We start from the raw sequence: 23,456 nt of genomic DNA on the forward strand, positions 1-23,456 counted from the left end.
CTCTCCAATGCGCACAGCGCGTTCACCTTCCCGGCCTTGCTGCGGCCTTGCCGACCGACACCCCCATCATAGATAGTGGCGCTATCAGATAGCGGCAAGTGCCACTATCCATCTTCCAGGGGGATCCCCATGCCCGGACCGAACCTGAAACCACTCACCCGGCTCCACCGACCGCTGGTGTGGTTCGCCGCCTCCATGGGCGGCCTCGCCCTGGTGTCCGCGGTCGGACTGGCCGTCGACGACCGCGTCCTGGTCGGCGTGCCGATCTGGAGCAAGCCGTTCAAGTTCTCGGTCTCGTTGCTCGCCTACGCGCTCTCGCTCGCCTGGATGCTCACGCTGCTGCCGACGGGCCGTCGGGTCGCCTGGTGGGCCGGAACGGTGGTCGCCGCCACCGGCTCGGCCGAGATGGTGCTGATCACCCTCCAGGTGATCCGGGGCAAGCAGAGCCACTTCAACCAGGCGACCCCCTTCGACAACGCCGTCTTCCAGATCATGGGCGGCACCATCGTCGTCCTGTGGCTCGGCGCCCTGACCATCGCGATCCTGCTGCTGCGCGCCCGGATCCTCGACAGGACCATGGCGTGGGCCGTCCGGCTGTCCTCGCTGATCGCCCTGGCCGGCGCGGCCCTGGGTTTCCTGATGGTGCGCCCGACCTCTGAGCAGCTCGCCCAGGACGACGCGCCGGTCGTAGGCGCACACGCCGTCGGCGTACCGGACGGCGGCCCGTCCCTGCCTCTGACCGGCTGGGCCGAAACCGGCGGCGACCTGCGCATACCGCACTTCTTCGGCATGCACGCCCTCCAGGTGCTCCCGCTGCTTGTCCTCGTACTGGCCGCCCTCGCACCTCGCTTCGCCCGGCTCGCGGACGAGCGCGTACGGCTCCGGCTCACCCTGACGGCCTCGGCCGCCTACACGGCGACGTTCGCCCTGCTGACCTGGCAGGCGCTACGGGGCCAGGCTCTGTTCGCACCGGACGGGGCGACGCTGGCGGGGGCGGGGGCGATCGTACTGCTCGGCGGCGCGGCGACCGCGCTGTCCCTGAGGCAGGCCTCCCCCTCCCCCACCCGTCCCGAGGAGGTCGTGTGATGACGGGCTTCCTCTTCGAGCTGACGTTCTTCCTGGCAGCCCCGGCCTGGCTGCTCATGATCTTCGCGCCGTCCCGGCGGCTCACGGTACGTCTCGCGACCTCACCCCTGACGGTCCTGCCGATCCTGGCCGTCTGGGCGGTCCTTGCCGCCCCTGTCCTGCCCGAGTTGTGGACGGCCGTCAGCAGCCCCGACATCGACGCCTTCCGGGAGCTTGCGGCGCTCGCGAACGGAGCCGGGGCGGTCTGGGCGCAGATCATCGCCTGGGACCTGCTGCTCGGTCAGTGGATGTACCGGGAGGGCCGGCGCCTCTCCGTCCCACCCCTCCTGATGGCCCCGATCCTCCTCCTGACGATCCTCCTCTCCCCCGTCGGCCTGCCCTTGTTCCTGGCGGTCCGCTCGGTATGGACCCGCCGGTCAGGATCTCGCCGGCAGGAACCCGCTCTGCCCTGACCGCATGCGAGACATCGAGCGATCCATCGGCGCCGTCCTCGGATCCGCCGCGGGCGACGCCCTGGGTGCTCCCTTCGAGTTCGGGCTTGGAGGTGTCTTCCGGGAACACTTCCCCGACGGTGTCGGGGAGTTGTGCGGGGGAGGCGGCTGGGAGCCGGGCGAAGCCACGGACGACACCCAGATGGCGGTCCTCGTCGGGGAGTCCCTCCTCGACAGGGGCGGCCTCGATCTGCCTGATCTCTTCGACCGGTTCCGCCGCTGGGCGGCGGCCCGACCCGAAGGACATCGGCCTGCAGACCGAGCAGGTCCTGCTCGGTGGAGAACCGTGGGACCGCGCCGCCGCACGGCACTTCCAGGTCAGCCCGCGGGCCGCGGGAAACGGCTCGCTGATGCGGGCCTCGACCTCCGCCGTCCGCTTCGCGGGCCGGGGACGGACCGCGACGATGGATGCCGCCCGGCGGATCAGCGCCCTGACCCATGGCGACGGCGCGGCCGGCGAGGGCACGGCGATCCTCCACGGCCTGGTCCGCGTAGCCCTCCTCGGCGAGGACCCGATCGCCGCGGTCCCCGCCACGCTCGCCGAGGTCGAACCGGCGCACCAGGAGCGGTGGGCGGCGGTCCTGGCAGCCGGCTGGCACCCGGACGACGCCACCGAGTTCAACGGCGCGGTCTGGTCCTGTCTCGGTTCGGCCGTGTGGGCGCTGCGTACGACGGGCTCCTTCGAGGAGGCCCTCGTCGCGGCGGTCGATCTGGGCGGCGACCCCGACACCGTGGCGGCCGTGACCGGCACGCTGGCGGGCGCCGTCCACGGTGCCTCGGCGATCCCCGGCCGCTGGACGTCCACCCTGCACGTACCGCTGCCCGGCTCCGGCGCCCGTGTCCTGCACGCCGACGACCTCCGGGACCTGGCGACGGCCCTGGCCGCGGGGCCGCCCTGATACGACCCTCCGTCACCCGCCCTCCGTTGTCCGCCCCTTCCGCGTCAGGCCCCGCGGCGGCTCCGTGTGTGGACCGTGGCCAGGACGTCGCGGTCCGGCTGGAGGGTGAGGCTGGGGACGGGGCGGATGCCGTCGGTGGTCAGGTTCAGGTCGTAGCGGCGGGCGAGGACCGCGAGGACCAGGACGGACTCGACGAGGGCGAAGCGCGTGCCGAGGCAGACGCGGGGGCCGCCACCGAAGGGGAACCAGGCGTATTCGGGTATCTGCTCGGCCGGTTCGCCGTCCTCGGTGGTGAGCCAGCGCTCGGGGCGGAAGGCCTCCGCGTCGCCGTACCAGCGGGGGTCACGGTGGGTGGCCCACTGGCTGGTCCAGACGCGGGTGCCGGCGGGGACCGGCCTGCCGCCCAGGGTGGCGCCTTCCTTGGCCAGGCCGGTGATCAGCCAGATCGTCGGGTAGAGACGCAGGGTCTCCTTGATGACGGCCTGGGTGTAGGTGAGGGAGGCGTAGTCGTCGAAGCCGGGTTCGTGGTCGGCGAGGACCCGGTCGAGTTCCGCGGTGAGGGTGTCGCGGACCCGGGGGTTGTGGGAAAGCAGGTACCAGGCCCAGACGAGGGTGGAACTGGTGGTCTCGTGGCCTCCGATGTAGAGGGTGACGGTCTCGTCACGGATCTCCTGGTCCGAGAGGGGCGCACCGGTCTCGTCGCGGGCGGCGAGGAGGCGGCTCAGGAGGTCGGGGCGCTCGGTGTCGCCGTCGCGGTGGCGGGAGACGACACGGGAGACCTCCGCGTCGATGACGGCGGTGGCGCGCTTGATGCGGGCGCGTCCAGGGGTCGGTACCCAGTCGGGCAGCACCGCTCCGATGCCGCTGAACTCGGCGCCGATCTCCTTCTGCGCGATGTCCATCGCCTGCCCGATGGCCTCGGCGTCCGCTGCGGTGTCGACGCCGAAGATGGTGCGCACGGCGATGAGTTGGGTGAGGGCGGCCATCTCCTTCTTGATGTCGACCTGCTGTCCGTCGGCCCATCGGTCGGCGAGGGCGACGGCGCACTCGGTCATGGTCGTCGCGTAGGAGCGGACCTGCTTGGGGCGCACGGAGGGCTGCACCAGGGAACGCTTGCGTCGCCAGTCGGCCCCGCGGGAGACGATGACGCCGTTGCCGAGGAGGGTGCGGAAGGCGATCCCGAGGTCGGGTTGGTCGAAGGTGCGCTCGACCTCGGTGAGGAGTTCGCCGACGGTGTCGGGGTGGGCGACGAAGAGGGACGGTTTGCGGCCGAAGCGCCAGCGGACGAAGTCGCCCCGATCGCGAAGCTGTTCGAAGAAGCCGAGGGGGTCCTTGCCGAACGCGGGCAGGTTGCCGAGGAGGGGTGCTCCTCGGGGGCCTTCCGCGATGCCCGGTGACGGCGGTGCCGTCTCGTCGCGCGCCTCGGCGTGCGGATGACCGGCTTGCGTGGTCACGCGAGTCCCCTCCCCAACTGGCCTGCCGTGCTTGTGAGTCCATGCAAGCGGAAGGGGTGCGCACACGCCACCCCTGTGGACGACGGCCTGTGGACAACCACGTGCGGGCGGCCCTCTGCGGCGCGTGACCACCTTCACGCACCGACCTCGGCGGCGACGGGCGCCGACGTCCGGGAAACAGCGAGTGCCCGTGGCGTGATCGCCACGGGCACTCGCTGTCGATGAGAGGGAAGCCGTCAGCCCACCGAGCTGTAGGCCACGACACCCCTCAGCAGTGCGTCCACCGCCTTGCGGGCGTTCTTGGAGACGGTGCTGTTCTCCTTGGGGGCCGCCGCCGCGATCTGGCCGAGGACGTCGATGACCTGCTTGCACCAGCGGACGAAGTCACCTGCGGGCATCTCGGCCTCGCGCAGCACCTCGTCGAGGCTCTTGTCGGAGGCCCACTGGTGGGCGGCCCAGGCGAAGCCGAGGTCGGGCTCGCGCTGGCCGACCCCCTCCGCCTGGTTGATCTTGAATTCCTCTTCGAGCGCGTCCAGGCGCCCCCAGATCCTGACCATCTCGCCGAGCGCCGCCTTGGCGTTGCCGGCGGGCAGCTTGGGCGCGACGGCGTCGTCGGACTGGCGCGCCTCGAACACCAACGCGGAGACGCACGCGGCCAGTTCGGCCGGAGTGAGCCCTTCCCAGACACCGTCCCTGAGGCATTCGCTGGCGAGCAGGTCGAGTTCGCCGTAGAGCCGGGCGAGCCGCTTGCCGTTCTCGGTGACCTCGCCGCCCCGGAGGTAGTCGAGTTCGGTGAGGAGCGCGACGATCCGGTCGAAGGTGCGGGCGATGGTGTTGGTGCGGCCCTCGATGCGCCGCTCCAGCTGCTGGGTGTCGCGCTGGAGGCGGTGGTAGCGCTCGGCCCAGCGGGCGTGGTCCTCGCGCTCGTCGCAGCCGTGGCAGGGGTGGGCGCGGATCTCGGTGCGCAGCCGGGCGATCTCGCGGTCGTCGGCGGCGGCGGCGCGCTGCTTGTGGTGGCGCTCGGGGTTGATGTGTCCGGCCTTGCTGCGCAGCGCGGAGGCGAGGTCGCGGCGGGACTGGGGGGAGCGCGGGTTGAAGGACTTGGGGATCCGCATGCGCTCCAGGGCCTCGACGGGGACCGGGAAGTCGATGGAGGCGAGCCTCTTGACCTGCCGTTCCGCGGTGAGGACGAGGGGGCGCGGGCCGTCGTGGTGCTCGAAGCCGCGGTGGCCGTTGGTGCGGCCGGCCGGGATACCGGGGTCGAGGACGAGGGCGAGTCCGGCGAACTTGCCGGTCGGGACGTGGATGACGTCGCCGGGCTTGAGCTTCTCCAGGGACCCGGCGGCCTGTGCGCGCCGCTGGGCGGCGCCCTGCTTGGCCAGTTCCGTCTCGCGGTCCTTGAGGTCGCGGCGGAGCCGCGCGTACTCCTCGAAGTCGCCGAGGTGGCAGGTCATGCCCTCGCGGTAGCCGTCGAGCCCCTCCTCGTTCTTCTGCACCTGCCGGGAGATGCCGACGACCGAGCGGTCGGCCTGGAACTGGGCGAAGGAGGTTTCGAGGAGCTCGCGGGAGCGGTGCCTGCCGAACTGGTCGACGAGGTTGACCGCCATGTTGTACGAGGGCTTGAAGCTGGAGCGCAGGGGGTACGTGCGCGTGCCGGCGAGTCCGGCGAGGTGCTCCGGGTCGAGGCCGCGCTGCCAGAGGACGACGGCGTGGCCTTCGACGTCGATGCCACGGCGTCCGGCCCGGCCGGTGAGCTGGGTGTACTCACCGGGGGTGATGTCGGCGTGCTGCTCGCCGTTCCACTTGACGAGCTTTTCCAGGATGACGGTGCGCGCGGGCATGTTGATGCCGAGGGCGAGGGTCTCGGTGGCGAAGACGGCCTTCACGAGGCCGCGGACGAAGAGCTCCTCGACGACCTCCTTGAAGGTCGGGAGCATGCCGGCGTGGTGGGCGGCGATGCCCCGCTCCAGGGCTTCGAGCCACTCGTAGTAGCCGAGGACGTGGAGGTCCTCGGTGGGGATGGAGGCGGTGCGCGCCTCGACGATCTCGCGGACGCGGAGGCGTCCCTCGTCGTCGTTGAGCCGGAGTCCGGCGTACAGGCACTGCTGTACGGCGGCCTCGCAGGCGGCCCGGCTGAAGATGAAGGTGATGGCGGGCAGGAGGCCTTCGGCGTCGAGGCGCTCGATGACCTCGGGGCGTCCGGGGGTCCAGATGCGGGAGCGCTGGCGGCGCTCGCGCTCGCGGTCCGCCTCGCGGATCATCTTGCCGCGTCGTCGGTCGCGCGGGTTGTACGTGCGGGTGTTCTCGGTGCGGGCCAGGCGGAGGAGGTCGGGGTTGACCTCGCGCCGGGAGGCGCCGCGGCCGCCGTGGTCGGTCTCCTCCTCGAAGAGGTCGTACATCCGGCGTCCGGCGAGGACGTGCTGCCAGAGGGGGACGGGCCGGCTCTCGGAGACGATGACCTCGGTGTCGCCGCGGACGGTGTCGAGCCAGTCGCCGAACTCCTCGGCGTTGGACACGGTCGCGGAGAGCGAGACGAGGGTGACGGACTCGGGGAGGTGGATGATCACTTCCTCCCAGACGGCGCCGCGGAAGCGGTCGGAGAGGTAGTGGACCTCGTCCATGACCACGTGCCCGAGGCCGGAGAGGGCCTGGGATCCCGCGTACAGCATGTTGCGGAGGACTTCGGTGGTCATGACGACGATCGGCGCATCGCCGTTGACGCTGTTGTCGCCGGTGAGCAGGCCGACCTTGTCGGGCCCGTACCGCTTCACGAGGTCGGCGTACTTCTGGTTCGACAGCGCCTTGATGGGCGTCGTGTAGAAGCACTTGCGGCCCTGGGTGAGGGCGAGGTGGACGGCGAACTCGCCGACGATGGTCTTGCCGGAGCCCGTGGGCGCGGCGACGAGCACCCCCTTGCCTGCTTCGAGGGCCTTGCACGCCTCGATCTGGAAGGGGTCCAGATCGAAGTCGTACATCTCGCGGAAGGGGGCCAGCGCGGTGGCCTGATCGGCGTTGCGGGCGCGGGCGGCCGCGTACGCCTCGGCTGGTGTGAGGTCCTCTGTCATCTTGTTCTCGAGCCTACCCGCCACCTGTGACAGTGACGCGATCTTTATCGAGGGGATGTGCCGGGGCCCGGTCCGGGTGCGAGGACGCGGAGCGCGCGGGGCACGCATTCCACGGTGAGGGGCAGCGGGCCGAGGGGCTCGCCGTCGGCGTAGCCGGTGGTGTCGGGGGCGTCGAGGGTGAGGGAGCGGACCCGGTACGTGGTGACCGCGGGGTGGCTGAGGTGGGTGCCCTTGTAGACGCGGGGGAAGACCTTGAGCAGGGTGCGTCGGTCGCAGTCGCCGACGACGGTGACGTCGAGGAGTCCGTCGTCGGTGCGGGCGTCGGCGCAGATGCGCATGCCGCCGCCGTAGGAGCTGCCGTTGCCGACGGCGACGAGGGTGGCGTCGGTCTCCAGGACGCGGCCGTCGTCGAAGGTGAGGCGGTAGGGGACGGGCCGGAAGCGGGCGAGCTCGGCGAGGATCGCGAGGTCGTACTTGAAGCGTCCGGCGGGGACGCGCATGCGGTTGCCCCGGTCGTTGACGCGGGAGTCGAAGCCGGAGGCGAGGACGGTGCCGTACCAGCGGGTGGGGGCACCGGTGCCGTGACCCGCGGCCCCCGTCATGCCACCCGCGGCGCCGGTGATGTCCCCCGCGGTGGCGCCGCCGACGCGCCCGAGGTCGATGCTCCGGCCGCCGCCGGCGCCGAGGATCCCGGCGGTGACGCGGGCCGCGCCGCCGGGGTCGCGGACGGGCAGGCCGAGGGTGCGGGCGAAGTCGTTGCCGGTGCCCGCGGCGATGATCCCGAGAGGGGTGGAGGTGCCGGCGACGGCCTGGAGCGCGAGGGAGACCATGCCGTCGCCGCCGACGGCGACGAGGGCGCCGGTGCCCGTGGCGACGGCCTCGCGGGCGCGCCGCAGCGCGTCGGCGGCGTCGTGTCCCAGGACCGTACGGACGGCGAAGCCCGCGTCCCTGAGGGCGCGGGCTGCGGGCCGGGCGGCGCGGGCGCCGCGACCGCGGCCCGCGGTGGGGTTGACGAAGAGGGTGATGTCGCTGGTCATTGGGGGTCCCCCCGGACGGAGTCTGGGGGGACCCTACAAGATCAGGTGATGTCGTCGTAACCGTTGACCCGGTGGGCGACGGTTCCGCCGGTCTCTCCTGTGGCCTGCTCGGGCAGGGCGCGGGAGGCGGCGACCGTCTCGACGGAGCCGACGGTCTCGGGGGTGAGGTCGAGCGCGGAGGCCTCGTCGTCGTCGAGTTCGGCGTCGGGGTTGTTGCGCCTGCGTCGCCGGTCGTTGAGGAGCGAGAAGCCGACGGCCCCGAAGTACAGGACGGTGATGGGTCCTGCGAGTGCGACCATGCCGACGGGGTCGGTCGTCGGCGTGATGACGGCGCCGAAGACGAAGACGCCCATGATCACCCCGCGCCACCAGCCGGCCATGCGGCGGCCGGTGAGGACCCCGGTGAGGTTGAGCATCACCAGGACGAGCGGCAGCTCGAAGGCGATGCCGAAGACGAGCACCATGCGCAGGGTGAAGTCGAGGACGTCGCCGAGCGAGAGGATGTTCGCGGAGCCGGTGGGCGTGAGGCTGATGAGCACCTTCACGCTGATGGGGAGGATGAGGTACGCGAGGTAGGCGCCGGCGGTGAAGAGCGGCACGGCCGCACCGACGAAGGCGTACGTGTACTTCTTCTCGCTCTTGTGCAGTCCGGGCGCGACGAAGGCCCACAGCTGGTAGAGCCAGACGGGGCTCGCGACGACGAGGCCGGCCGTCAGGGACAGCTGGATCGTCGTGCTGAACGGAGCCATCAGCGTGTTGAAGGAGACGATCGCGCAGTTTCCGCCGTCACTGGTGACGCCCGGTGCGCAGGTGGGCACCGATTGGGTCAGGAACTGCATCAGCTCCTCGCTGTACACGAGGGCCACGATCGTCACCGCGGCGACGGCGAGGAGACCTTTCGCCAGTCGGTTGCGGAGTTCACGCAGGTGCTCCACGAGGGGCATCCGGCCCTCGGGATCCTTCTCCTGCTTGCGGGCAGACTTGGGCAACCCACGTCCTCATCTCGTGCGGCAGGCCGCCGCCCGGTGCGGCGGCCGCGGCGGACCGGGTCAGCGCTTGGTGGTGTCCGAGGGCTCGGTCACGGGACGCGAGCTGGTCACGTCTCCGGGAGCGGCCTGGATGGTGCGCGGGGCGGGCTGGTCCTGGGCGGTGGCTCCCGTGCCGGTTCCGGCCTGCGGAGGGTCGGCGGGGGCGGTCTGCTGGTCGTCCGACTTCATCGCCTTGGCCTCGCTCTTGAGGATGCGGGCCGACTTGCCGAGCGAGCGCGCCATGTCCGGAAGCTTCTTGGCGCCGAACAGCAGGATGATGACGACGAGAATGAGAATGATCTCGGTGGGGCCGAGCCTACCCATAGCTGTATACCTTCTTCACCGAGGCGACATGGAGTGCGTGCCCGGCGGGTCGGACAGACGTCCGGCCACCGCGCTGTCTGCGATCGTAACCCGCAGGAGTAAACGCAGGGCAATGCCCGTGCATACTCCCGATTGCGTCCCGCGTGAGCGGCCAGGGGCCGTTTCACGCAGCGTACGGCACGGACTCAGCGCAGGGTCTCGCCTGTTCGGGCCAGACCGACGGCGGCCGTCTCGAGTTCTTCGGCGGCCTGGGTGATCCGCTCTGTGGTGCGGGCCACTTGACGGCCGAGGCGCTGGACCTCCAGGAAGACCTTGACGGCGAGGACGCCGAGGACGGCGATGCCGAGGAAGCCGAGGGCGATGGCGAGCATGGGCCAGAACATGTGCCGAGCCTAGACGTTGGGCGGTGGGCGCTCAGCCGGTGGTGTGGAGGCGGAGGGTCCGGACGCCGCCGCCGGTGAGCAGTTCGACGATGCGCTCGCCCGCGGGCTTGCGGACGGAACTGCCGCACTCGGGGCAGGTGAAGGAGTAGAAGGTGGTGCGGCGGCTCGCCCCGATGGCGAGGCGCAGGGCGCTCGCGGAGAGTTCGAAACGGGAGCGGCAGTCGGGGCAGGCGGCCTTGAAGAGGACCGGAGCCAGCGTCGCCGTAAAACCGTGCATCAAGGACTTTTCCCTCATCTCTCGACTCCCGCCTCTGCGGCTACGTCCGTAACAGCGCCCCCCGCGCCGAGAACGTCACTCGCCGCCGTACGCGGCGAGCGCGGCGGCGGCGGCCGTCCTGGCGTTGTCGGCGAGCTCCTGCGGCACGACGATCCGCCCGTCGCTGCCGAGCCGCAGCGCCAGCCGGCGCAGCGAGGCCGGGTCCGGCGTCCGCAGGCTGATCCGCAGTCCCCCGTCGGGGAGCTCGTCGGCCCGGTCGTGCGGGTAGTACTCGGCGACCCAGCGCCCGCCGGGGCCGACCTCGACCACGACCTCCGGGTCGTCGGCGGAGGGCTGGACCAGTCCCTCGGAGAGGTCGCGCAGCTCCAGCTCGGGCGGCGCCGCCTGCTCGTCGAGGATGCGGATCTCGGCCACGCGGTCGAGCCGGAAGGTGCGGCGCGCCTCGGAGAGGCGGCACCAGGCCTCCATGTAGGTGTGGCCGACGGCGAACAGCCGGATCGGGTCGACCTCGCGCTCGGTGAGCTCGTCGCGCGCCGGCGAGTAGTACCGCACCCACAGGCGGCGGCGCTCCGAGATCGCCCGGTCGACCTCGGCGAAGACCCCGCCCTCGGACTCGAAGGTCACGGAGAGCCGGGAGCTGGCGCCCGCGGCCTCGCCGGCCGCGGCCTCCAGCTTGGCGGTGGCGCGCAGCAGCGCCTCCCGGTCGCTCTCCCGGAGCCCCGGCAGGGTGGCGACGGCGCGGGCGGCGACCAGGAGGGCCGTCGCCTCGTCGGCGGCGAGCCGCAGCGGCTCGGCGACGTCGTCCGGGTTGTGCCACCAGATCCGGTCGCCGTCGGTGTCGATGTCGAGGAGGTCGCCGCCGCGGAAACTGGTCCCGCACATGGGCAGCACGTCGAGGTCGGAGATCAGCTCGTCCTCGGTGATCCCGAAGGCACGCGCGACATCGGCGACGTGCGCGCCGGGGCGCTCCCGGAGATAGGTGACGAGCGAGAGCATCCGCCTCGTCTGGTCGATCGCGTTGGCAGCCATGCGGTACGTCTTCCCCTCAGCCCTTGGCCACGGCGCGCAGCCGGTCCACCACGTCGGCCCGCAGATCGGCCGGTTCCAGTACGACGACATCGGGACCGAACTCGACGAGCCAGGCGTCGAGCCCGTGCCCGTACGGGATCTCCAGCTCGTCCCAGCCGTCGGTGCCCTCGTGCACGGACTGGGCGCGGGCCCGCAGCGGGTAGCCGCAGCCGGTGCGCAGCCGGATCCGGGCCGAGCGGGTGGCGGTCTCCCCCGCCCAGCTCTCCACGGTCTCCCGGACGGTGACGACGTCGGGCACGGGCGCGGTGAAGGCGCCGGCCCGGGAGCGGACCTTGCCGGTGATCCGGGAGAGCCGGAAGACGCGCTCGGCGCCCCGGTCCCGGTCCCAGCCGGCCAGGTACCAGTGACCGCGCCAGCATTCGAGGGTCCAGGGCTCGACCTGGCGGGTCTCGGGGCGGGCGGCGTTGGCCTTGCGGTAGTCGAAGGCGACGGTCCGGCGGTCGCGGCAGGCCAGCATGAGCGGCTCGAAGGCCGCCTCGTGGACCGGGATGCGCGGTTCCAGGGCGCTGGGCTGGATGTCGTACGAGTCCTCCGCCTCCGGCATGCCGGCGGCGCGGAGCTTCTGGAGCGCCCCACTGGCGGCCCCGGCGAGGCGGGCCTGCTGCCAGACCTTCGCGGCGAGGCCGAGCGCGGCGGCCTCCTCGGCGTCGAGGGTGATGGGCGGCAGCCGGTTGGAGTCGCGCCGGGCGAGGTAGCCGGTCTCGCCCTCCAGGTTCTCGACGGTCTCGATGACGAGGCCGAGCTCGCGCAGGTCGTCCTTGTCGCGCTCGAACATGCGGTTGAAGGCCTCGTCGCCGCTCGCTTCGAGGTAGGCCTCGATGGAGCCGCGGAGCTCACGCTTGCTCAGCGGTCGGCGGGTCCCGAGCAGGCACAGCGCGAGATTCATCAGCCGCTCGGACTTGGCAATCGCCATCGACGCCCTGCACCTCTTCAGCCGTATCGACTTCTCGGACGTCCGACCGTACCGCCCCGGGGTGTCGGCGCCAAAGCCGAGGGCCCCCGCCACGGATGGCGGGGGCCCTCGAAGTGACCGGAACCGGTCACGGGTGCTCGGGTCAGCGCTTCTTCACGGCCACGAGGTCGCAGACGAAGATCAGCGTCTCACCCGGGGCGATCTTGTCGCCGGCGCCGCGGTCGCCGTAGGCGAGGTGCGCGGGGATGATCAGCTCGCGGCGGCCGCCGACCTTCATGCCCTGGATGCCCTTGTCCCAGCCCTGGATGACCTGACCGGCGCCGAGGTTGAAGCCGAGCGCGCTGCCGCGGTTCCAGGAGGCGTCGAACTCCTCGCCGGTGGAGAAGGCCACACCCACGTAGTGGACCTGGACGGCGTCACCGGCCTCGGCGAGCTCGCCGTCGCCCTCCCAGATGTCCCTGATCGCCAGGTCGGCCGGCGGCTCGCCACCCGGGAAGTCGATCTCGGGCTTCTCGATGCTCACTGAACTGCTCCTCATGCTGATGAACTGCGTGATCGGGACAGTCTTACATCTTCGTCAGGATGTCCACGGCGAACACCAGCGTGGAGCCCTTCGGAATGCCCTGCTTCTCCTCGTTGCCGAACGCCTCGGACGGCGGGGCGACGATGAGGACGCGGCTGCCGACCTTCTTGCCGACGAGACCGTCCTTCAGGCCCTTCAGCGTGAGCTGCGCGAGCGGGAAGTTCGCGGGCTTGCCGGTGGTGTACGTCGAGTCGAAGACCTTGCCGTCCTTCCACAGGGCGGCGACGTAGTTCACGACGACCGTGTCGGTGGCCTTCACGGCCTCGCCCGTGGACTCGAGCACGTAGTTCGAGACGAGCTTGGACGGCGGGTCGGTCTTCGGGACGGTCAGCGTGGGCGCCTTGCCGTCCGTGTTCGTCCCGACCTTCGGCAGGTCCTTGTTGTCCTGGGCGACCGGGGTGCCGGTGGCGGACTTCGGGATGGTGACCGACTTCAGGATGTCCACGACGAAGACGAGGGTGGCGTTGGGCTTGATGTCGCCCTGGCCCTGCGCGCCGTAACCGAGCTCCGGCGGGATGCCGATCTCGACGCGGCTGCCGACCTTCTGGCCTTCGAGGCCCTGGTCCCAGCCCTTGATGACCTGACCGGCGCCCAGCGTGAGGTCGAACGGCTGGCCGCGGTCGAAGCTGTTGTCGAAGGGTGTGGTGGAGTCCCAGGCCTGACCCAGGTAGTTCACCTGGAGCGCGTCGCCCTTCTTCGTCACCGCGCCCTTGCCCTCGCTGATGACGTTGACCTTCAGTTCCTTGGGCGGGGCGCCCTCGCCCTTGGCGAGGGTCGGCTTCTCCCCGAACTTCTGGCCCGCGGTGATGGCGGGCAGTCCGTTCGTCGTCGAGGCGGAATCGGAGCCCTTGTCGTCGCTGCCGCACGCCGCTGTCGAGAGCAGCAGCAGCGGGACGACGAGAAGGCCGGCAAGTCGGCGCACGTGTTCCTCAGATCTCAGACGGCACAGTGGTTAATGCCGACACTCTAGGGGACCCTCCTGTCACGTCGAGGGCCCCGCACGCCAAACGTGCGGGGCCCACGGCCGGTATGACCTGCTTACATTCCGGCGATCAGCTTTTCGACCCTGTCGTCGACGGAGCGGAACGGGTCCTTGCACAACACCGTGCGCTGTGCCTGGTCGTTCAGCTTGAGGTGGACCCAGTCGACGGTGAAGTCCCGCCGCTGCTCCTGGGCGCGGCGGATGAAGTCGCCGCGGAGCCGGGCCCGAGTGGTCTGCGGGGGCACGGACTTGCCCTCGAAGATCTTCAGGTCGTTGCAGATCCGGGCCGCCTGGCCGTTCTTCTGCAGCAGGTAGTAGAGACCACGGCGACGGTGGATGTCGTGGTACGCGAGGTCTATCTGCGCGACCCTCGGGTTCGACATGGTCATGTTGTGCTTGGCCCGGTAGCGCTCGATGAGCCGGTGCTTCATGACCCAGTCGATCTCGGTCTCGATCCGGTCGAGCCGCTCGCTCTCGATCGCGTCGAGCGTGCGGCCCCACAGCTCCAGGACCTGGGCGACCGTGCCGGTCCTGATCCCGCGGCGGTCGACGAAGTCGACGGCCTTCTCGTAGTACTCGCGCTGGACCTCGAGCGCGGAGGCCTCCCGGCCGCTGGCGAGCCGGACCTTGCGCTGGCCGGTGATGTCGTGACTGACCTCGCGGATGGCCCGGATGGGGTTCTCCAGGGTCAGGTCGCGCATCACCGTGCCCGCCTCGATCATGCGGAGCACCAGGTCGGTGGCGCCGACCTTGAGCAGCATGGTCGTCTCGGACATGTTCGAGTCGCCGACGATGACGTGGAGCCTGCGATAGCGCTCGGCGTCGGCGTGCGGCTCGTCCCGGGTGTTGATGATGGGCCGCGAGCGGGTGGTCGCGGAGCTGACGCCCTCCCAGATGTGCTCGGCACGCTGGGAGACGCAGAACACCGCGCCCCTGGGGGTCTGGAGGACCTTTCCCGCGCCGCAGATCAGCTGCCGGGTGACGAGGAACGGAATGAGGATGTCCGCGAGCCGGGAGAACTCTCCGTGCCGGGCGACGAGATAGTTCTCGTGGCACCCGTACGAGTTTCCGGCCGAGTCGGTGTTGTTCTTGAAGAGGTAGACGTCGCCCGCGATTCCCTCCTCGTGCAGGCGGCGTTCGGCGTCGACGAGAAGGCCTTCGAGAATGCGCTCACCGGCCTTGTCGTGGGTGACCAGTTCGGTCACGTCGTCGCATTCCGGTGTGGCGTATTCCGGATGCGAACCCACGTCCAGGTACAGGCGGGCGCCGTTCCGCAGGAAGACATTGCTGCTGCGGCCCCATGACACGACACGGCGGAAGAGGTAGCGCGCCACTTCGTCAGGAGACAGTCGGCGCTGTCCCCTGAACGTGCACGTGACGCCGTACTCGTTCTCCAGCCCGAAAATGCGGCGGTCCATGTCTGAACATTACGCCTGACGGCCGGTGCTGAAACCGGGTTGGACGTTCCCGTTTCGATCATTTTCCGATCAGTGCGTGTTCTTTTCGCTGTGTACGGCCGTGGGCACGCCCGTACCGACGGCGTGTCGCGCGTCGGCCGCAGGCGTGTCGGAGCCCGTCGGCGCGTCGAGGACACGGCCGGTGGCGAGCAGGACGAGGAAGGCCACCAGGCCGCCCACCCCGGCGACGGCGAACCCGGTCGCCGTCCCCGCGAGTTCGACGGCGGGTCCCGCCGCGGCGGAGCCGAGGGCCGAGCCGACGCCGAAGGTGGTGACGAGCCAGGAGAAGGCCTCGGTCACCGTGCCGCGTGGCGCGTGCCGGTCCACCACGATGAACGCGCAGGCGAGGGCGGGCGCCAGGAACACGCCGGCGAGCACCGAGAGCCCGGTCATGGCGACGGGGCCGGGCGTGAGCGCGAGCGGCAGGTAGCAGACGGCGAGGAGCAGGACGAGGACGCGCAGCCGCCGCTCGGGCGCTCCGGCCCACTGCCGGGCGCCGTAGACGACACCGCCGAGGAGCGCGCCGAGCCCGACGGCGGCCATCAGCCAGCCGTAGACGGCCGGGCTGCCCCGGTCGTCGGCGTACGCGACGGCGGCGACGGTGATGGAGCCGAGCGCGAGGCCGACGAAGAAGAAGGACCCGAGCAGGGCGAGCAGCCCGGGAGAGCGCAGGGCGCCCAGCCAGTGCGCCTCCCGGGACGCCGAGCGCCAGGTGCGGGAGGGCTCGGAGAGGACGACGGCGAGGGCGCCGAGGACCCCGAGGAGGTTGATGACGAGGAGGGCGGCGGCGGGCGACCAGAGGGAGACGAGGAGGGTCAGCAGCAGCGGGCCGACGGTGAACATGACCTCCTGCGCTACGGCGTCGAGCGCGTACGCCCGGTGGACCCGGTCCTCGCGGCCCAGGACGCTCGGCCACAGGGCGCGGAGGCCGCCCTCCAGGGGCGGGGTGAAGAGGCCGGCGAGGACGACGGCGACGTAGGCGAGTGCGAGGTGCCCGATGCCGGTGAGGGCGAGGAGGGCCATGCCGAGGGCGGAGAGGACCGCGGCGGGGAGCTGGACGCGCGGCTGGCCCTTGAGGTCGACGGCGCGGCCGAGGAGGGGCTGGCCGACGGCGGTGGCGACGCCGTAGGCGGCGATGAGACCGCCGGCGAGGGTGTAGCTGCCGCCCTGGTCGCGGACGAAGAGGGTGAGCGCGATGGGGCCGGTGCCGTTGGGCAGACGCCCGACGAGGGTTCCGGCCAACAGGCGGGCGGCGTGCGGTGCCCGGAGTATGTCGAGATAGCCGCCGTGTGCCGGTGCCTCGGTGGCCATGTGGTCTCCCCTCCCCCGGATCCTGCCGAGGTTTTACGTATAACGTGAGACGTCATACGTACCATGACGGCTGTACGCGGGTCCACCCCGCGCCCCAGGAACCGTCGACGCGGAGGCTTGTGTGCACACCCCGGAACCGATCGGCGGCGCCCGCCCCACTAGCCGGGACGTGGCGCGTGTCGCAGGGGTCTCCCAGGCCACCGTCTCCCTGGTCCTAGGCGACAAATGGCGCGGCCGGGTGTCGGAACGCACCGCGGAGGCCGTACGGGAGACCGCCCGGAGTCTCGGCTACCGGCCCAACCTCGCCGCGCGCAATCTCCGACTCGGTCGCACCAGGACCGCGCTCCTCGTCGTCCCGGCCCTCACCAACGAGTTCTTCGCGCACGTCCACACGGGCGCCGCCGCCGCAGCGGCGGCGCACGGATTCGGCGTCGTCCTCTATCCCTCCCCCGACGGCCTGGGGCCCGCACGCGACCCCTTCGCCTCCGCGCAGGCCGCCCTGGACGGAGTGATCGCCTCCTCGATGGCGACCGACGCCCTGGAGGCCTTCCGGGGCAGCGACCTCCCGCTCGTCATGCTCGACAGCGATCCGGCCGACGCCGGCGCGGCCGCCCATGTGAACCTCGACGTCGCCGACGGGATGCGCCGGGTGACCGAGCACCTGCTCGGTCTCGGCCACCGCGGCTTCCTTCACCTGGCGTCCGCCGCTCCGTCCTGGACCTTCGACGTGCGGGCCGCGACGCTCGCCCACGCCCTGCGCGGCACTGACGTGCGCACCGTGCGGTCGCCGCTGAACGTCCTGGCCGCGGTGGATGTCGCGGAACGCGCCCTCGCCGCCGCCGGCCCCCGTCCCACGGCGGTGATCTGCGACGACGACATCCTCGCGGTCGGCGTCTGCAAGGCCGCCCGCCGGCTCGGGCTGCGGATTCCCGAGGACCTGTCGGTCACCGGCTTCGACGACATGGCCCTGGCGACCGTGGTCGAACCGGAGCTCACCACCGTGCGGCTGCCGGCCGAGGAGTTCGGCCGGCGGGGCATGGAGGCCCTCCTCGCCGTTCTCGCGGGCGAACGGCCGCCCTCCCGCACTCTGCCGGTCGCCCTGGTCCCCCGGGGCTCCTCGGGGCCCGCACCGGCCTCCTGAGGGCGGGAACGCCGGAGGGGCCCCGGTCCGCTCGCGCGTGGACCGGGGCCCCTCCGGGCACCGTCGGCTACTCCTCCGGAGCCTCGTCCGAGGGCTCGTCCGTCTTCGTCACCGCCGCGTTGTCCGCCTGCATGAGGCGGGACAGCTGCCGGCCGACGATCCGCTTGAACTTGCGCTGCTGCGGGCGCGTACGGTCCAGGACCGCCACCTCCAGGCGCTCCGCGGGGATCTCCCGCTCGGTGCCGTTGGTGTCCCGCGACAGCGCCTGCACGGCCAGCTTCAGGGCCTCGGCGAGCGACATGCCGTCCCGGTGCCGCTGGTCGAGGAAGGAGCCGATCTGCTCCGCGTTCCCGCCGACCGCGACCGAGCCGTGCTCGTCCACGATCGAGCCGTCGTGCGGCAGCCGGTAGATCTGGTCGCCCTCCGGCTCGGTGCCGACCTCGGCGACGACCAGCTCCACCTCGTACGGCTTCTCCCCCGCGCTGGAGAAGATCGTGCCGAGCGTCTGGGCGTAGACGTTGGCCAGGCCGCGCGCGGTGACGTCGCCCCGGTCGTAGGTGTAGCCCCGCAGGTCGGCGTAGCGCACGCCTCCGATGCGGAGGTTCTCGTACTCGTTGTACTTGCCGGCGGCGGCGAAGCCGATCCGGTCGTAGATCTCGCTGAACTTGTGCAGTGCGCGCGACGGGTTCTCGCCGACGAAGACGATCCCGTCGGTGTACTGGAGGACGACGAGGCTGCGTCCCCGGGCGATGCCCTTGCGGGCGTACTCCGCCCGGTCGGCCATGGCCTGCTGGGGTGAGACGTAGAACGGAGTGGACACCGGCGGTCCGTCCCTTTCTTCTGGGCTTCTACAGAGCGACGAGTGGTCAGAGCAGGGCGGCGCGCGGCCCGTCGGGCTGCTCGAGGCGCCGCTCGGTGACCGACCGGGCGAGGCCGGAGGACTCGTCCTCGCTGAGCCTGCGGAAACCCTCCTCGGTGATGACGGTGACGATCGGGAAGATCCGGCGGGCCATGTCAGGGCCGCCGGTCGCCGAGTCGTCGTCCGCCGCGTCGTACAGCGCCTGCACGACCAGGGTCGTGGCCTGCTGCTCGGTGAGGTCGGCACGGTAGAGCTTCTTCATCGACCCGCGCGCGAAGATCGAGCCGGAGCCGGTGGCGGCGAAGCCGTGCTCCTCGGAGCGGCCGCCGGTCACGTCGTAGGAGAAGATCCGGCCCTTCTCCTTGCCCTCGTCCCAGCCCGCGAAGAGCGGTACGACGGCGAGCCCCTGCATGGCCATGCCGAGGTTGCCGCGGATCATGGTGGAGAGACGGTTCGCCTTGCCTTCGAGGGAGAGCGTCGCGCCCTCCACCTTCTCGAAGTGCTCCAGCTCCAGTTGGAAGAGCTTGACCATCTCCACGGCGAGTCCGGCGGTGCCGGCGATGCCGACGGCGGAGAACTCGTCGGCCGGGAAGACCTTCTCGATGTCCCGCTGCGCGATCATGTTGCCCATGGTGGCCCGCCGGTCACCGGCGAGGACGACCCCGCCGGGGAAGGTGGCCGCCACGATGGTGGTGCCGTGCGGGGCCTCGACGACCCCCTCCGGCAGCTTCCGTCCGCCGGGAAGCATCTCCGGCGAGTGCGCCGCCAGGAAGTCGAGGAACGAGGACGAGCCCGGCGTCAGGAAGGCCGCCGGCAGACGCCCGGTGCTACGAGGGTTGGCTTCCACGCGATTCCTTCCGGGTGGGAGAGTCGGCCAGCCGGGGGAAGCGCCGGCCGATCTTGGATGCTGTGCACGGACCTTACCCGTGCCACCGCTTGTCATCCGTCCCCGGAGCCACGGCTTTGTTCCGGGCTCCGGGGACGGAGGACGATCAGGTGCGCGAGGCGGCTACTCGCCGCCCTTCTGGACGAAGGACCGCACGAAGTCCTCGGCGTTCTCCTCGAGTACGTCGTCGATCTCGTCCAGGACGGAGTCCACGTCCTCGCTCAGCTTCTCCTGGCGCTCCTGGAGGTCGGAGCTCGCCTCCGTGGTGGTCTCCTCGACCTCCTCCGTGGAACGCGTCGCCTTCTGCTGTCCGCCGCCGGTGTCCTTGGTCGCCATATCCCTCACCCCGCTCGAAATCGGCCCGCTCGGTTGAGTCCGTACAAGATCAGACCCTATCGGTCGGGTCTGATTTCGGCCCCGCAGTTTCCACAACGCCCGGGCACTGTTTTCATGATTCCCAGTGCCGGGGCATTTCAGGCCCGTGCCGGGCCCCCGATCAGCCGCCGGAGAGCACGCGCACCAGCTCCTCGGCCGTGCGGCAGCGGTCCAGGAGCGCCTTGACGTGCTCCTTCGTGCCCCGCAGCGGCTCCAGGGTCGGTACGCGCTGGAGCGAGTCCCGGCCCGGCAGGTCGAAGATCACCGAGTCCCAGGAGGCCGCGGCGACGTCGTCGGCGTACTGCTCCAGGCAGCGGCCGCGGAAGTAGGCCCTGGTGTCCTCGGGGGGCGCCGTCTCGGCCCGCTCCACCTCGGACTCGTCCAGGAGCCGCTTCATGCGCCCACGGGCCGCCAGACGGTTGTACAGGCCCTTCTCGGGGCGCACGTCCGCGTACTGGAGGTCCACGAGATGCAGCCGCGGCGCGTCCCAGTCCAGGTCGTCGCGCCGCCGGTAGCCCTCCATGAGCTCCCGCTTGGCGATCCAGTCGAGCTCGCCGGCCAGGCTCATGGGGTCGTTCTCGAGCCGGTTGAGGGTGTCCTCCCAGCGGATCAGGACGTCCTTGGTCTGCTCGTCCGCGTCCGAGCCGTACCGCTCCTCCACGTACTTCCTTGCCAGCTCGAAGTACTCCATCTGAAGTTGCACGGCCGTGAGTGTCCGGCCGCTGCGGAGCGTGACGAGGTACTGGAGCGTCGGGTCGTGGGACACCTGATGGAGGGTGCGCACGGGCTGGTCGACGGCGAGGTCGACGGTGATGAACCCGTCTTCGATCATCGAGAGGACCAGCGCGGTGGTGCCGAGCTTGAGATAGGTCGAGATCTCGGAGAGGTTCGCGTCGCCGATGATCACGTGCAGCCGGCGGTACCGCTCGGCGTCGGCGTGCGGCTCGTCCCTGGTGTTGATGATGGGGCGCTTGAGGGTGGTCTCCAGACCGACCTCGACCTCGAAGTAGTCGGCGCGCTGACTGATCTGGAAGCCGTCCGCGCGTCCGTCCTGCCCGATGCCGACCCGGCCCGCGCCGGTCACGACCTGGCGGGAGACGAAGAAGGGCGTGAGGTGGCGCACGATGTCCGAGAAGGGGGTCTCCCGCTTCATCAGGTAGTTCTCGTGCGTGCCGTAGGAGGCGCCCTTGTTGTCGGTGTTGTTCTTGTAGAGGTGGATGGGCTGCGCCCCGGGGAGCTGGGCGGCCCGCTCTGCGGCCTCCGCCATGATCCGCTCGCCGGCCTTGTCCCAGAGGACGGCGTCGCGCGGGTTGGTGACCTCGGGCGAGCTGTACTCGGGGTGGGCGTGGTCCACGTAGAGGCGGGCGCCGTTGGTGAGGATGACGTTGGCGAGGCCGATGTCCTCGTCGGTGAGCTGGCTGGAGTCGGCGGCCTCGCGGGCGAGGTCGAAGCCGCGGGCGTCCCGCAGCGGGTTCTCCTCCTCGAAGTCCCAGCGGGCGCGGCGCGCCCGGTGCATCGCCGCCGCGTAGGCGTTGACGATCTGGGACGAGGTGAGCATGGCATTGGCGTTCGGATGTCCCGGGACGGAGATCCCGTACTCCGTCTCGATGCCCATTACTCGCCGTACGGTCATGCGGCCCTCCTTGCCCGGCGGCGCTCACTGTGCGCGACTCGGCGGTACCGATGAGCCTAGAGCGGCTCCGCGCTGGTGGGGAGATCTGTTGCGTATTTCCCTGTGATGCCGGGGGAAATGCTGGATGGAATGCGTCGGCTGCGGATACCCGGTTTCCGGGCATCCGCAGCCGGGGGGCGTTTTACAGGTACTGACCGGTATTGGCCACCGTGTCGATGGAGCGTCCGGTGTCCGCGCCCTGCTTTCCGGTGACGAGCGTGCGGATGAACACGATCCGCTCGCCCTTCTTTCCGGAGATCCGGGCCCAGTCGTCGGGGTTGGTGGTGTTGGGCAGGTCCTCGTTCTCCTTGAACTCGTCCACGCAGGCCTGGAGGAGGTGGGAGACGCGGATACCCTTCTGGTTGTGGTCGAGGAAGGCCTTGATGGCCATCTTCTTGGCCCGGTCGACGATGTTCTGGATCATCGCGCCGGAGTTGAAGTCCTTGAAGTAGAGGACTTCCTTGTCGCCGTTGGCGTACGTGACTTCGAGGAAGCGGTTCTCCTCGGATTCGGCGTACATCTGCTCGACGACCGACTGGATCATTCCGTGGGCGGCGGCGGCCTTGGATCCGCTGTGCTCCGAGATGTCGTCGGTGTGCAGCGGCAGGGTGGCCGTGAGGTACTTCGCGAAGATGTCCTTCGCGGCCTCCGCGTCCGGACGCTCGATCTTGATCTTCACGTCGAGACGGCCGGGGCGCAGGATCGCGGGGTCGATCATGTCCTCGCGGTTGGAGGCGCCGATGACGATGACGTTCTCCAGGCCCTCCACACCGTCGATCTCGGCGAGCAGCTGCGGGACGATGGTGTTCTCCACGTCCGAGCTGACACCGGAGCCGCGGGTGCGGAAGAGGGATTCCATCTCGTCGAAGAAGACGATGACGGGGGTGCCCTCACTCGCCTTCTCCCGGGCACGCTGGAAGACGAGGCGGATGTGCCGCTCGGTCTCGCCGACGTACTTGTTGAGGAGCTCGGGACCCTTGATGTTGAGGAAGTAGGACTTCCCCGCGGGCTGGCCGGTGACCTCGGCGACCTTCTTGGCCAGGGAGTTGGCCACGGCCTTCGCGATCAGCGTCTTGCCGCAGCCGGGCGGGCCGTAGAGCAGGATGCCCTTGGGCGGCCGCAGTTCGTGCTCCTTGAAGAGGTCGGGGTAGAGGTACGGGAGCTCGACCGCGTCGCGGATCAGCTCGATCTGGTTGCCCAGACCGCCGATCTTCTCGTAGTCGACGTCCGGGACCTCTTCGAGGACGAGCTCCTCGACCTCGCTCTTCGGGACCACCTCGTAGACGTAGCCGGACCTGGAATCGAGCAGCAGGGCGTCGCCGGCGCGGATGGTGACGTCCATCAGAGGCTCGGCGAGCCTCACCACCCGCTCCTCGTCGGTGTGCCCGACCACCAGGGCGCGCTCGCCGTCCTCGAGGATCTCCTTGAGGGTGACGATGTCCCCGGCGCGCTCGTACTCCATGGCCTCGACCACGTTGAGCGCTTCGTTGAGCATGACTTCCTGGCCGCGCTTGAGCTCGTCGAGCTCGATGCTCGGGCTGACGTTCACCCGGAGCTTGCGGCCCCCGGTGAAGATGTCGCACGTGCCGTCCTCGTTCGCCTGCAGGAAGACACCGAAGCCGGCCGGCGGCTGTGCGAGCCGGTCGACCTCTTCTTTGAGGGCCACGATCTGGTCGCGGGCCTCACGGAGCGTGTTCGCGAGTCGTTCGTTCTGCGCGGACACGCCGGCCAGGTTGGTCTGCAGCTCGACGATCCGCTCTTCGAGAATCCTCGTGTGTCGCGGAGAGTCGGCGAGCTTGCGGCGCAGGACGGCGATTTCCTGCTCGAGATAGGCAACCTGTCCGGCGGGGTCCTCAGACCCTCGCCCGGGCCGGATGCCGCGGTTGATGTCGTCGTCGTGGGCTGCCACGGTCCTCACCTCCTCCAGGGGGAGCTGGACGCTTCCTGACCCTACCTGCGTGGGTGATGATTGAAACCCCTAGATCAAAAAGACTCCGGGGTGTGTCCGATCTTCACCCTTGCGCTTCCCCTCTTGCCAGAGGGAATACCCACCCTTCACCGCTTGAAAGCGGGCGGTTGTATCGTCGTCGTGGGCCAACACCCTTCGGAGGGGGCCCGACTTACCGGCGAGAAGCAGAACGAGA

General features: G+C 70.5%; 21 protein-coding genes and 1 pseudogene. 4 read left to right on the forward strand and 18 right to left on the reverse strand.

Translation table 11 applies throughout. The annotated features are described in order from the left end of the window. Positions 1-129 precede the first annotated feature (129 nt). From ACIA8N_RS20770 to ACIA8N_RS20780, 3 genes and pseudogenes are all read left to right on the forward strand, one after another. Complete coding sequence (locus ACIA8N_RS20770; RefSeq protein ID WP_399416743.1) at positions 130-1,086, forward strand: hypothetical protein; 957 nt, start codon at positions 130-132, stop codon at positions 1,084-1,086. Then, positions 1,086-1,538, forward strand: coding sequence for an ABA4-like family protein (locus ACIA8N_RS20775; protein ID WP_365786516.1), 453 nt, complete (start codon positions 1,086-1,088; stop codon positions 1,536-1,538). Before ACIA8N_RS20770 ends, ACIA8N_RS20775 begins: the two co-directional genes overlap by 1 nt. Positions 1,539-1,542: 4 nt before the next feature. Further along, positions 1,543-2,476, forward strand: a pseudogene (locus ACIA8N_RS20780) (ADP-ribosylglycohydrolase family protein). A gap of 44 nt (positions 2,477-2,520) precedes the next feature. On the opposite strand, the gene ACIA8N_RS20785 reads toward ACIA8N_RS20780, so the two are convergent. From ACIA8N_RS20785 to ACIA8N_RS20845, 13 genes are all read right to left on the reverse strand, one after another. Next, positions 2,521-3,930, reverse strand: coding sequence for a cytochrome P450 (locus tag ACIA8N_RS20785; protein WP_399416745.1), 1,410 nt, complete (start codon positions 3,928-3,930; stop codon positions 2,521-2,523). A gap of 236 nt (positions 3,931-4,166) precedes the next feature. Further along, positions 4,167-6,995, reverse strand: coding sequence for a DEAD/DEAH box helicase (locus tag ACIA8N_RS20790; protein WP_365786514.1), 2,829 nt, complete (start codon positions 6,993-6,995; stop codon positions 4,167-4,169). A gap of 44 nt (positions 6,996-7,039) precedes the next feature. Continuing rightward, positions 7,040-8,032 carry a diacylglycerol kinase gene (locus tag ACIA8N_RS20795; protein WP_365786512.1) on the reverse strand — a complete coding sequence of 331 codons (993 nt, stop codon included), beginning with the start codon at positions 8,030-8,032 and terminating at the stop codon, positions 7,040-7,042. 41 nt (positions 8,033-8,073) lie between these two features. Beyond that, entirely contained in the window at positions 8,074-8,976 is a 903-nt protein-coding gene (gene tatC, locus ACIA8N_RS20800; RefSeq protein ID WP_365786548.1) for a twin-arginine translocase subunit TatC, read from the reverse strand. 105 nt (positions 8,977-9,081) lie between these two features. Then, entirely contained in the window at positions 9,082-9,384 is a 303-nt protein-coding gene (gene tatA, locus ACIA8N_RS20805) for a Sec-independent protein translocase subunit TatA (protein ID WP_030220367.1), read from the reverse strand. Positions 9,385-9,569: 185 nt separating this feature from the next. Continuing rightward, positions 9,570-9,767, reverse strand: a complete 198-nt coding sequence (locus tag ACIA8N_RS20810; RefSeq protein WP_030220370.1) for a hypothetical protein — start codon at positions 9,765-9,767, stop codon at positions 9,570-9,572. A 31-nt stretch (positions 9,768-9,798) separates the two neighbouring features. Then, positions 9,799-10,062 (reverse strand): hypothetical protein, encoded by a 264-nt coding sequence (locus tag ACIA8N_RS20815; protein ID WP_365786510.1) that lies wholly within the window; start codon positions 10,060-10,062, stop codon positions 9,799-9,801. Positions 10,063-10,119: 57 nt separating this feature from the next. After that, complete coding sequence (locus tag ACIA8N_RS20820; RefSeq protein ID WP_030551664.1) at positions 10,120-11,073, reverse strand: YafY family protein; 954 nt, start codon at positions 11,071-11,073, stop codon at positions 10,120-10,122. Positions 11,074-11,089: 16 nt separating this feature from the next. Next, complete coding sequence (locus tag ACIA8N_RS20825) at positions 11,090-12,046, reverse strand: WYL domain-containing protein (RefSeq protein WP_359214516.1); 957 nt, start codon at positions 12,044-12,046, stop codon at positions 11,090-11,092. 142 nt (positions 12,047-12,188) lie between these two features. Continuing rightward, positions 12,189-12,569, reverse strand: a complete 381-nt coding sequence (locus ACIA8N_RS20830; RefSeq protein WP_365786507.1) for an FKBP-type peptidyl-prolyl cis-trans isomerase — start codon at positions 12,567-12,569, stop codon at positions 12,189-12,191. A 43-nt stretch (positions 12,570-12,612) separates the two neighbouring features. Further along, positions 12,613-13,551 carry an FKBP-type peptidyl-prolyl cis-trans isomerase gene (locus ACIA8N_RS20835; protein ID WP_365786505.1) on the reverse strand — a complete coding sequence of 313 codons (939 nt, stop codon included), beginning with the start codon at positions 13,549-13,551 and terminating at the stop codon, positions 12,613-12,615. A gap of 116 nt (positions 13,552-13,667) precedes the next feature. Beyond that, positions 13,668-15,029 carry a Pup--protein ligase gene (pafA, locus tag ACIA8N_RS20840; protein WP_359214521.1) on the reverse strand — a complete coding sequence of 454 codons (1,362 nt, stop codon included), beginning with the start codon at positions 15,027-15,029 and terminating at the stop codon, positions 13,668-13,670. Between the two features lie 69 nt (positions 15,030-15,098). Further along, positions 15,099-16,379 (reverse strand): MFS transporter, encoded by a 1,281-nt coding sequence (locus ACIA8N_RS20845; protein WP_365786501.1) that lies wholly within the window; start codon positions 16,377-16,379, stop codon positions 15,099-15,101. Positions 16,380-16,500: 121 nt separating this feature from the next. On the opposite strand from ACIA8N_RS20845, the gene ACIA8N_RS20850 reads away from it, so the two are divergent. After that, the gene (locus tag ACIA8N_RS20850; RefSeq protein WP_365786499.1) at positions 16,501-17,520 is read left to right on the forward strand and encodes a LacI family DNA-binding transcriptional regulator; all 1,020 of its coding nucleotides are present in this window, start codon (positions 16,501-16,503) and stop codon (positions 17,518-17,520) included. Between the two features lie 67 nt (positions 17,521-17,587). Here ACIA8N_RS20850 and prcA read toward each other — a convergent pair whose 3' ends face one another. The 5 genes from prcA to arc form a co-directional block, all read right to left on the reverse strand. Further along, positions 17,588-18,340 carry a proteasome subunit alpha gene (gene prcA / locus ACIA8N_RS20855; protein WP_365786497.1) on the reverse strand — a complete coding sequence of 251 codons (753 nt, stop codon included), beginning with the start codon at positions 18,338-18,340 and terminating at the stop codon, positions 17,588-17,590. A gap of 46 nt (positions 18,341-18,386) precedes the next feature. Beyond that, positions 18,387-19,226, reverse strand: coding sequence for a proteasome subunit beta (gene prcB, locus ACIA8N_RS20860; protein ID WP_030220395.1), 840 nt, complete (start codon positions 19,224-19,226; stop codon positions 18,387-18,389). Positions 19,227-19,388: 162 nt separating this feature from the next. Continuing rightward, positions 19,389-19,601 (reverse strand): ubiquitin-like protein Pup, encoded by a 213-nt coding sequence (locus ACIA8N_RS20865; RefSeq protein ID WP_030213091.1) that lies wholly within the window; start codon positions 19,599-19,601, stop codon positions 19,389-19,391. 160 nt (positions 19,602-19,761) lie between these two features. Next, on the reverse strand, positions 19,762-21,273 hold the full coding sequence (gene dop, locus ACIA8N_RS20870; RefSeq protein ID WP_365786494.1) for a depupylase/deamidase Dop: 1,512 nt from the start codon (positions 21,271-21,273) through the stop codon (positions 19,762-19,764). Positions 21,274-21,454: 181 nt separating this feature from the next. Next, entirely contained in the window at positions 21,455-23,221 is a 1,767-nt protein-coding gene (arc, locus tag ACIA8N_RS20875) for a proteasome ATPase (protein ID WP_365786492.1), read from the reverse strand. Positions 23,222-23,456 lie beyond the last annotated feature (235 nt).

This window comes from Streptomyces sp. NPDC051822, assembly GCF_044452745.1.
Lineage (GTDB): Bacteria > Actinomycetota > Actinomycetes > Streptomycetales > Streptomycetaceae > Streptomyces.

Bases quoted from the DNA above. Each gene is read 5' to 3' on its own strand.
- ACIA8N_RS20775 (WP_365786516.1), top strand. From the start codon at position 1,086: ATGACGGGCTTCCTCTTCGAGCTGACGTTCTTCCTGGCAGCCCCGGCC.
- ACIA8N_RS20820 (WP_030551664.1), bottom strand. From the start codon at position 11,073: ATGGCTGCCAACGCGATCGACCAGACGAGGCGGATGCTCTCGCTCGTC.
- ACIA8N_RS20815 (WP_365786510.1), bottom strand. From the start codon at position 10,062: ATGAGGGAAAAGTCCTTGATGCACGGTTTTACGGCGACGCTGGCTCCG.
- ACIA8N_RS20790 (WP_365786514.1), bottom strand. From the start codon at position 6,995: ATGACAGAGGACCTCACACCAGCCGAGGCGTACGCGGCCGCCCGCGCC.
- ACIA8N_RS20810 (WP_030220370.1), bottom strand. From the start codon at position 9,767: ATGTTCTGGCCCATGCTCGCCATCGCCCTCGGCTTCCTCGGCATCGCC.
- ACIA8N_RS20825 (WP_359214516.1), bottom strand. From the start codon at position 12,046: ATGGCGATTGCCAAGTCCGAGCGGCTGATGAATCTCGCGCTGTGCCTG.
- pafA (WP_359214521.1), bottom strand. From the start codon at position 15,029: ATGGACCGCCGCATTTTCGGGCTGGAGAACGAGTACGGCGTCACGTGC.
- ACIA8N_RS20865 (WP_030213091.1), bottom strand. From the start codon at position 19,601: ATGGCGACCAAGGACACCGGCGGCGGACAGCAGAAGGCGACGCGTTCC.
- ACIA8N_RS20770 (WP_399416743.1), top strand. From the start codon at position 130: ATGCCCGGACCGAACCTGAAACCACTCACCCGGCTCCACCGACCGCTG.
- tatA (WP_030220367.1), bottom strand. From the start codon at position 9,384: ATGGGTAGGCTCGGCCCCACCGAGATCATTCTCATTCTCGTCGTCATC.
- dop (WP_365786494.1), bottom strand. From the start codon at position 21,273: ATGACCGTACGGCGAGTAATGGGCATCGAGACGGAGTACGGGATCTCC.
- ACIA8N_RS20845 (WP_365786501.1), bottom strand. From the start codon at position 16,379: ATGGCCACCGAGGCACCGGCACACGGCGGCTATCTCGACATACTCCGG.
- tatC (WP_365786548.1), bottom strand. From the start codon at position 8,976: ATGCCCCTCGTGGAGCACCTGCGTGAACTCCGCAACCGACTGGCGAAA.
- ACIA8N_RS20795 (WP_365786512.1), bottom strand. From the start codon at position 8,032: ATGACCAGCGACATCACCCTCTTCGTCAACCCCACCGCGGGCCGCGGT.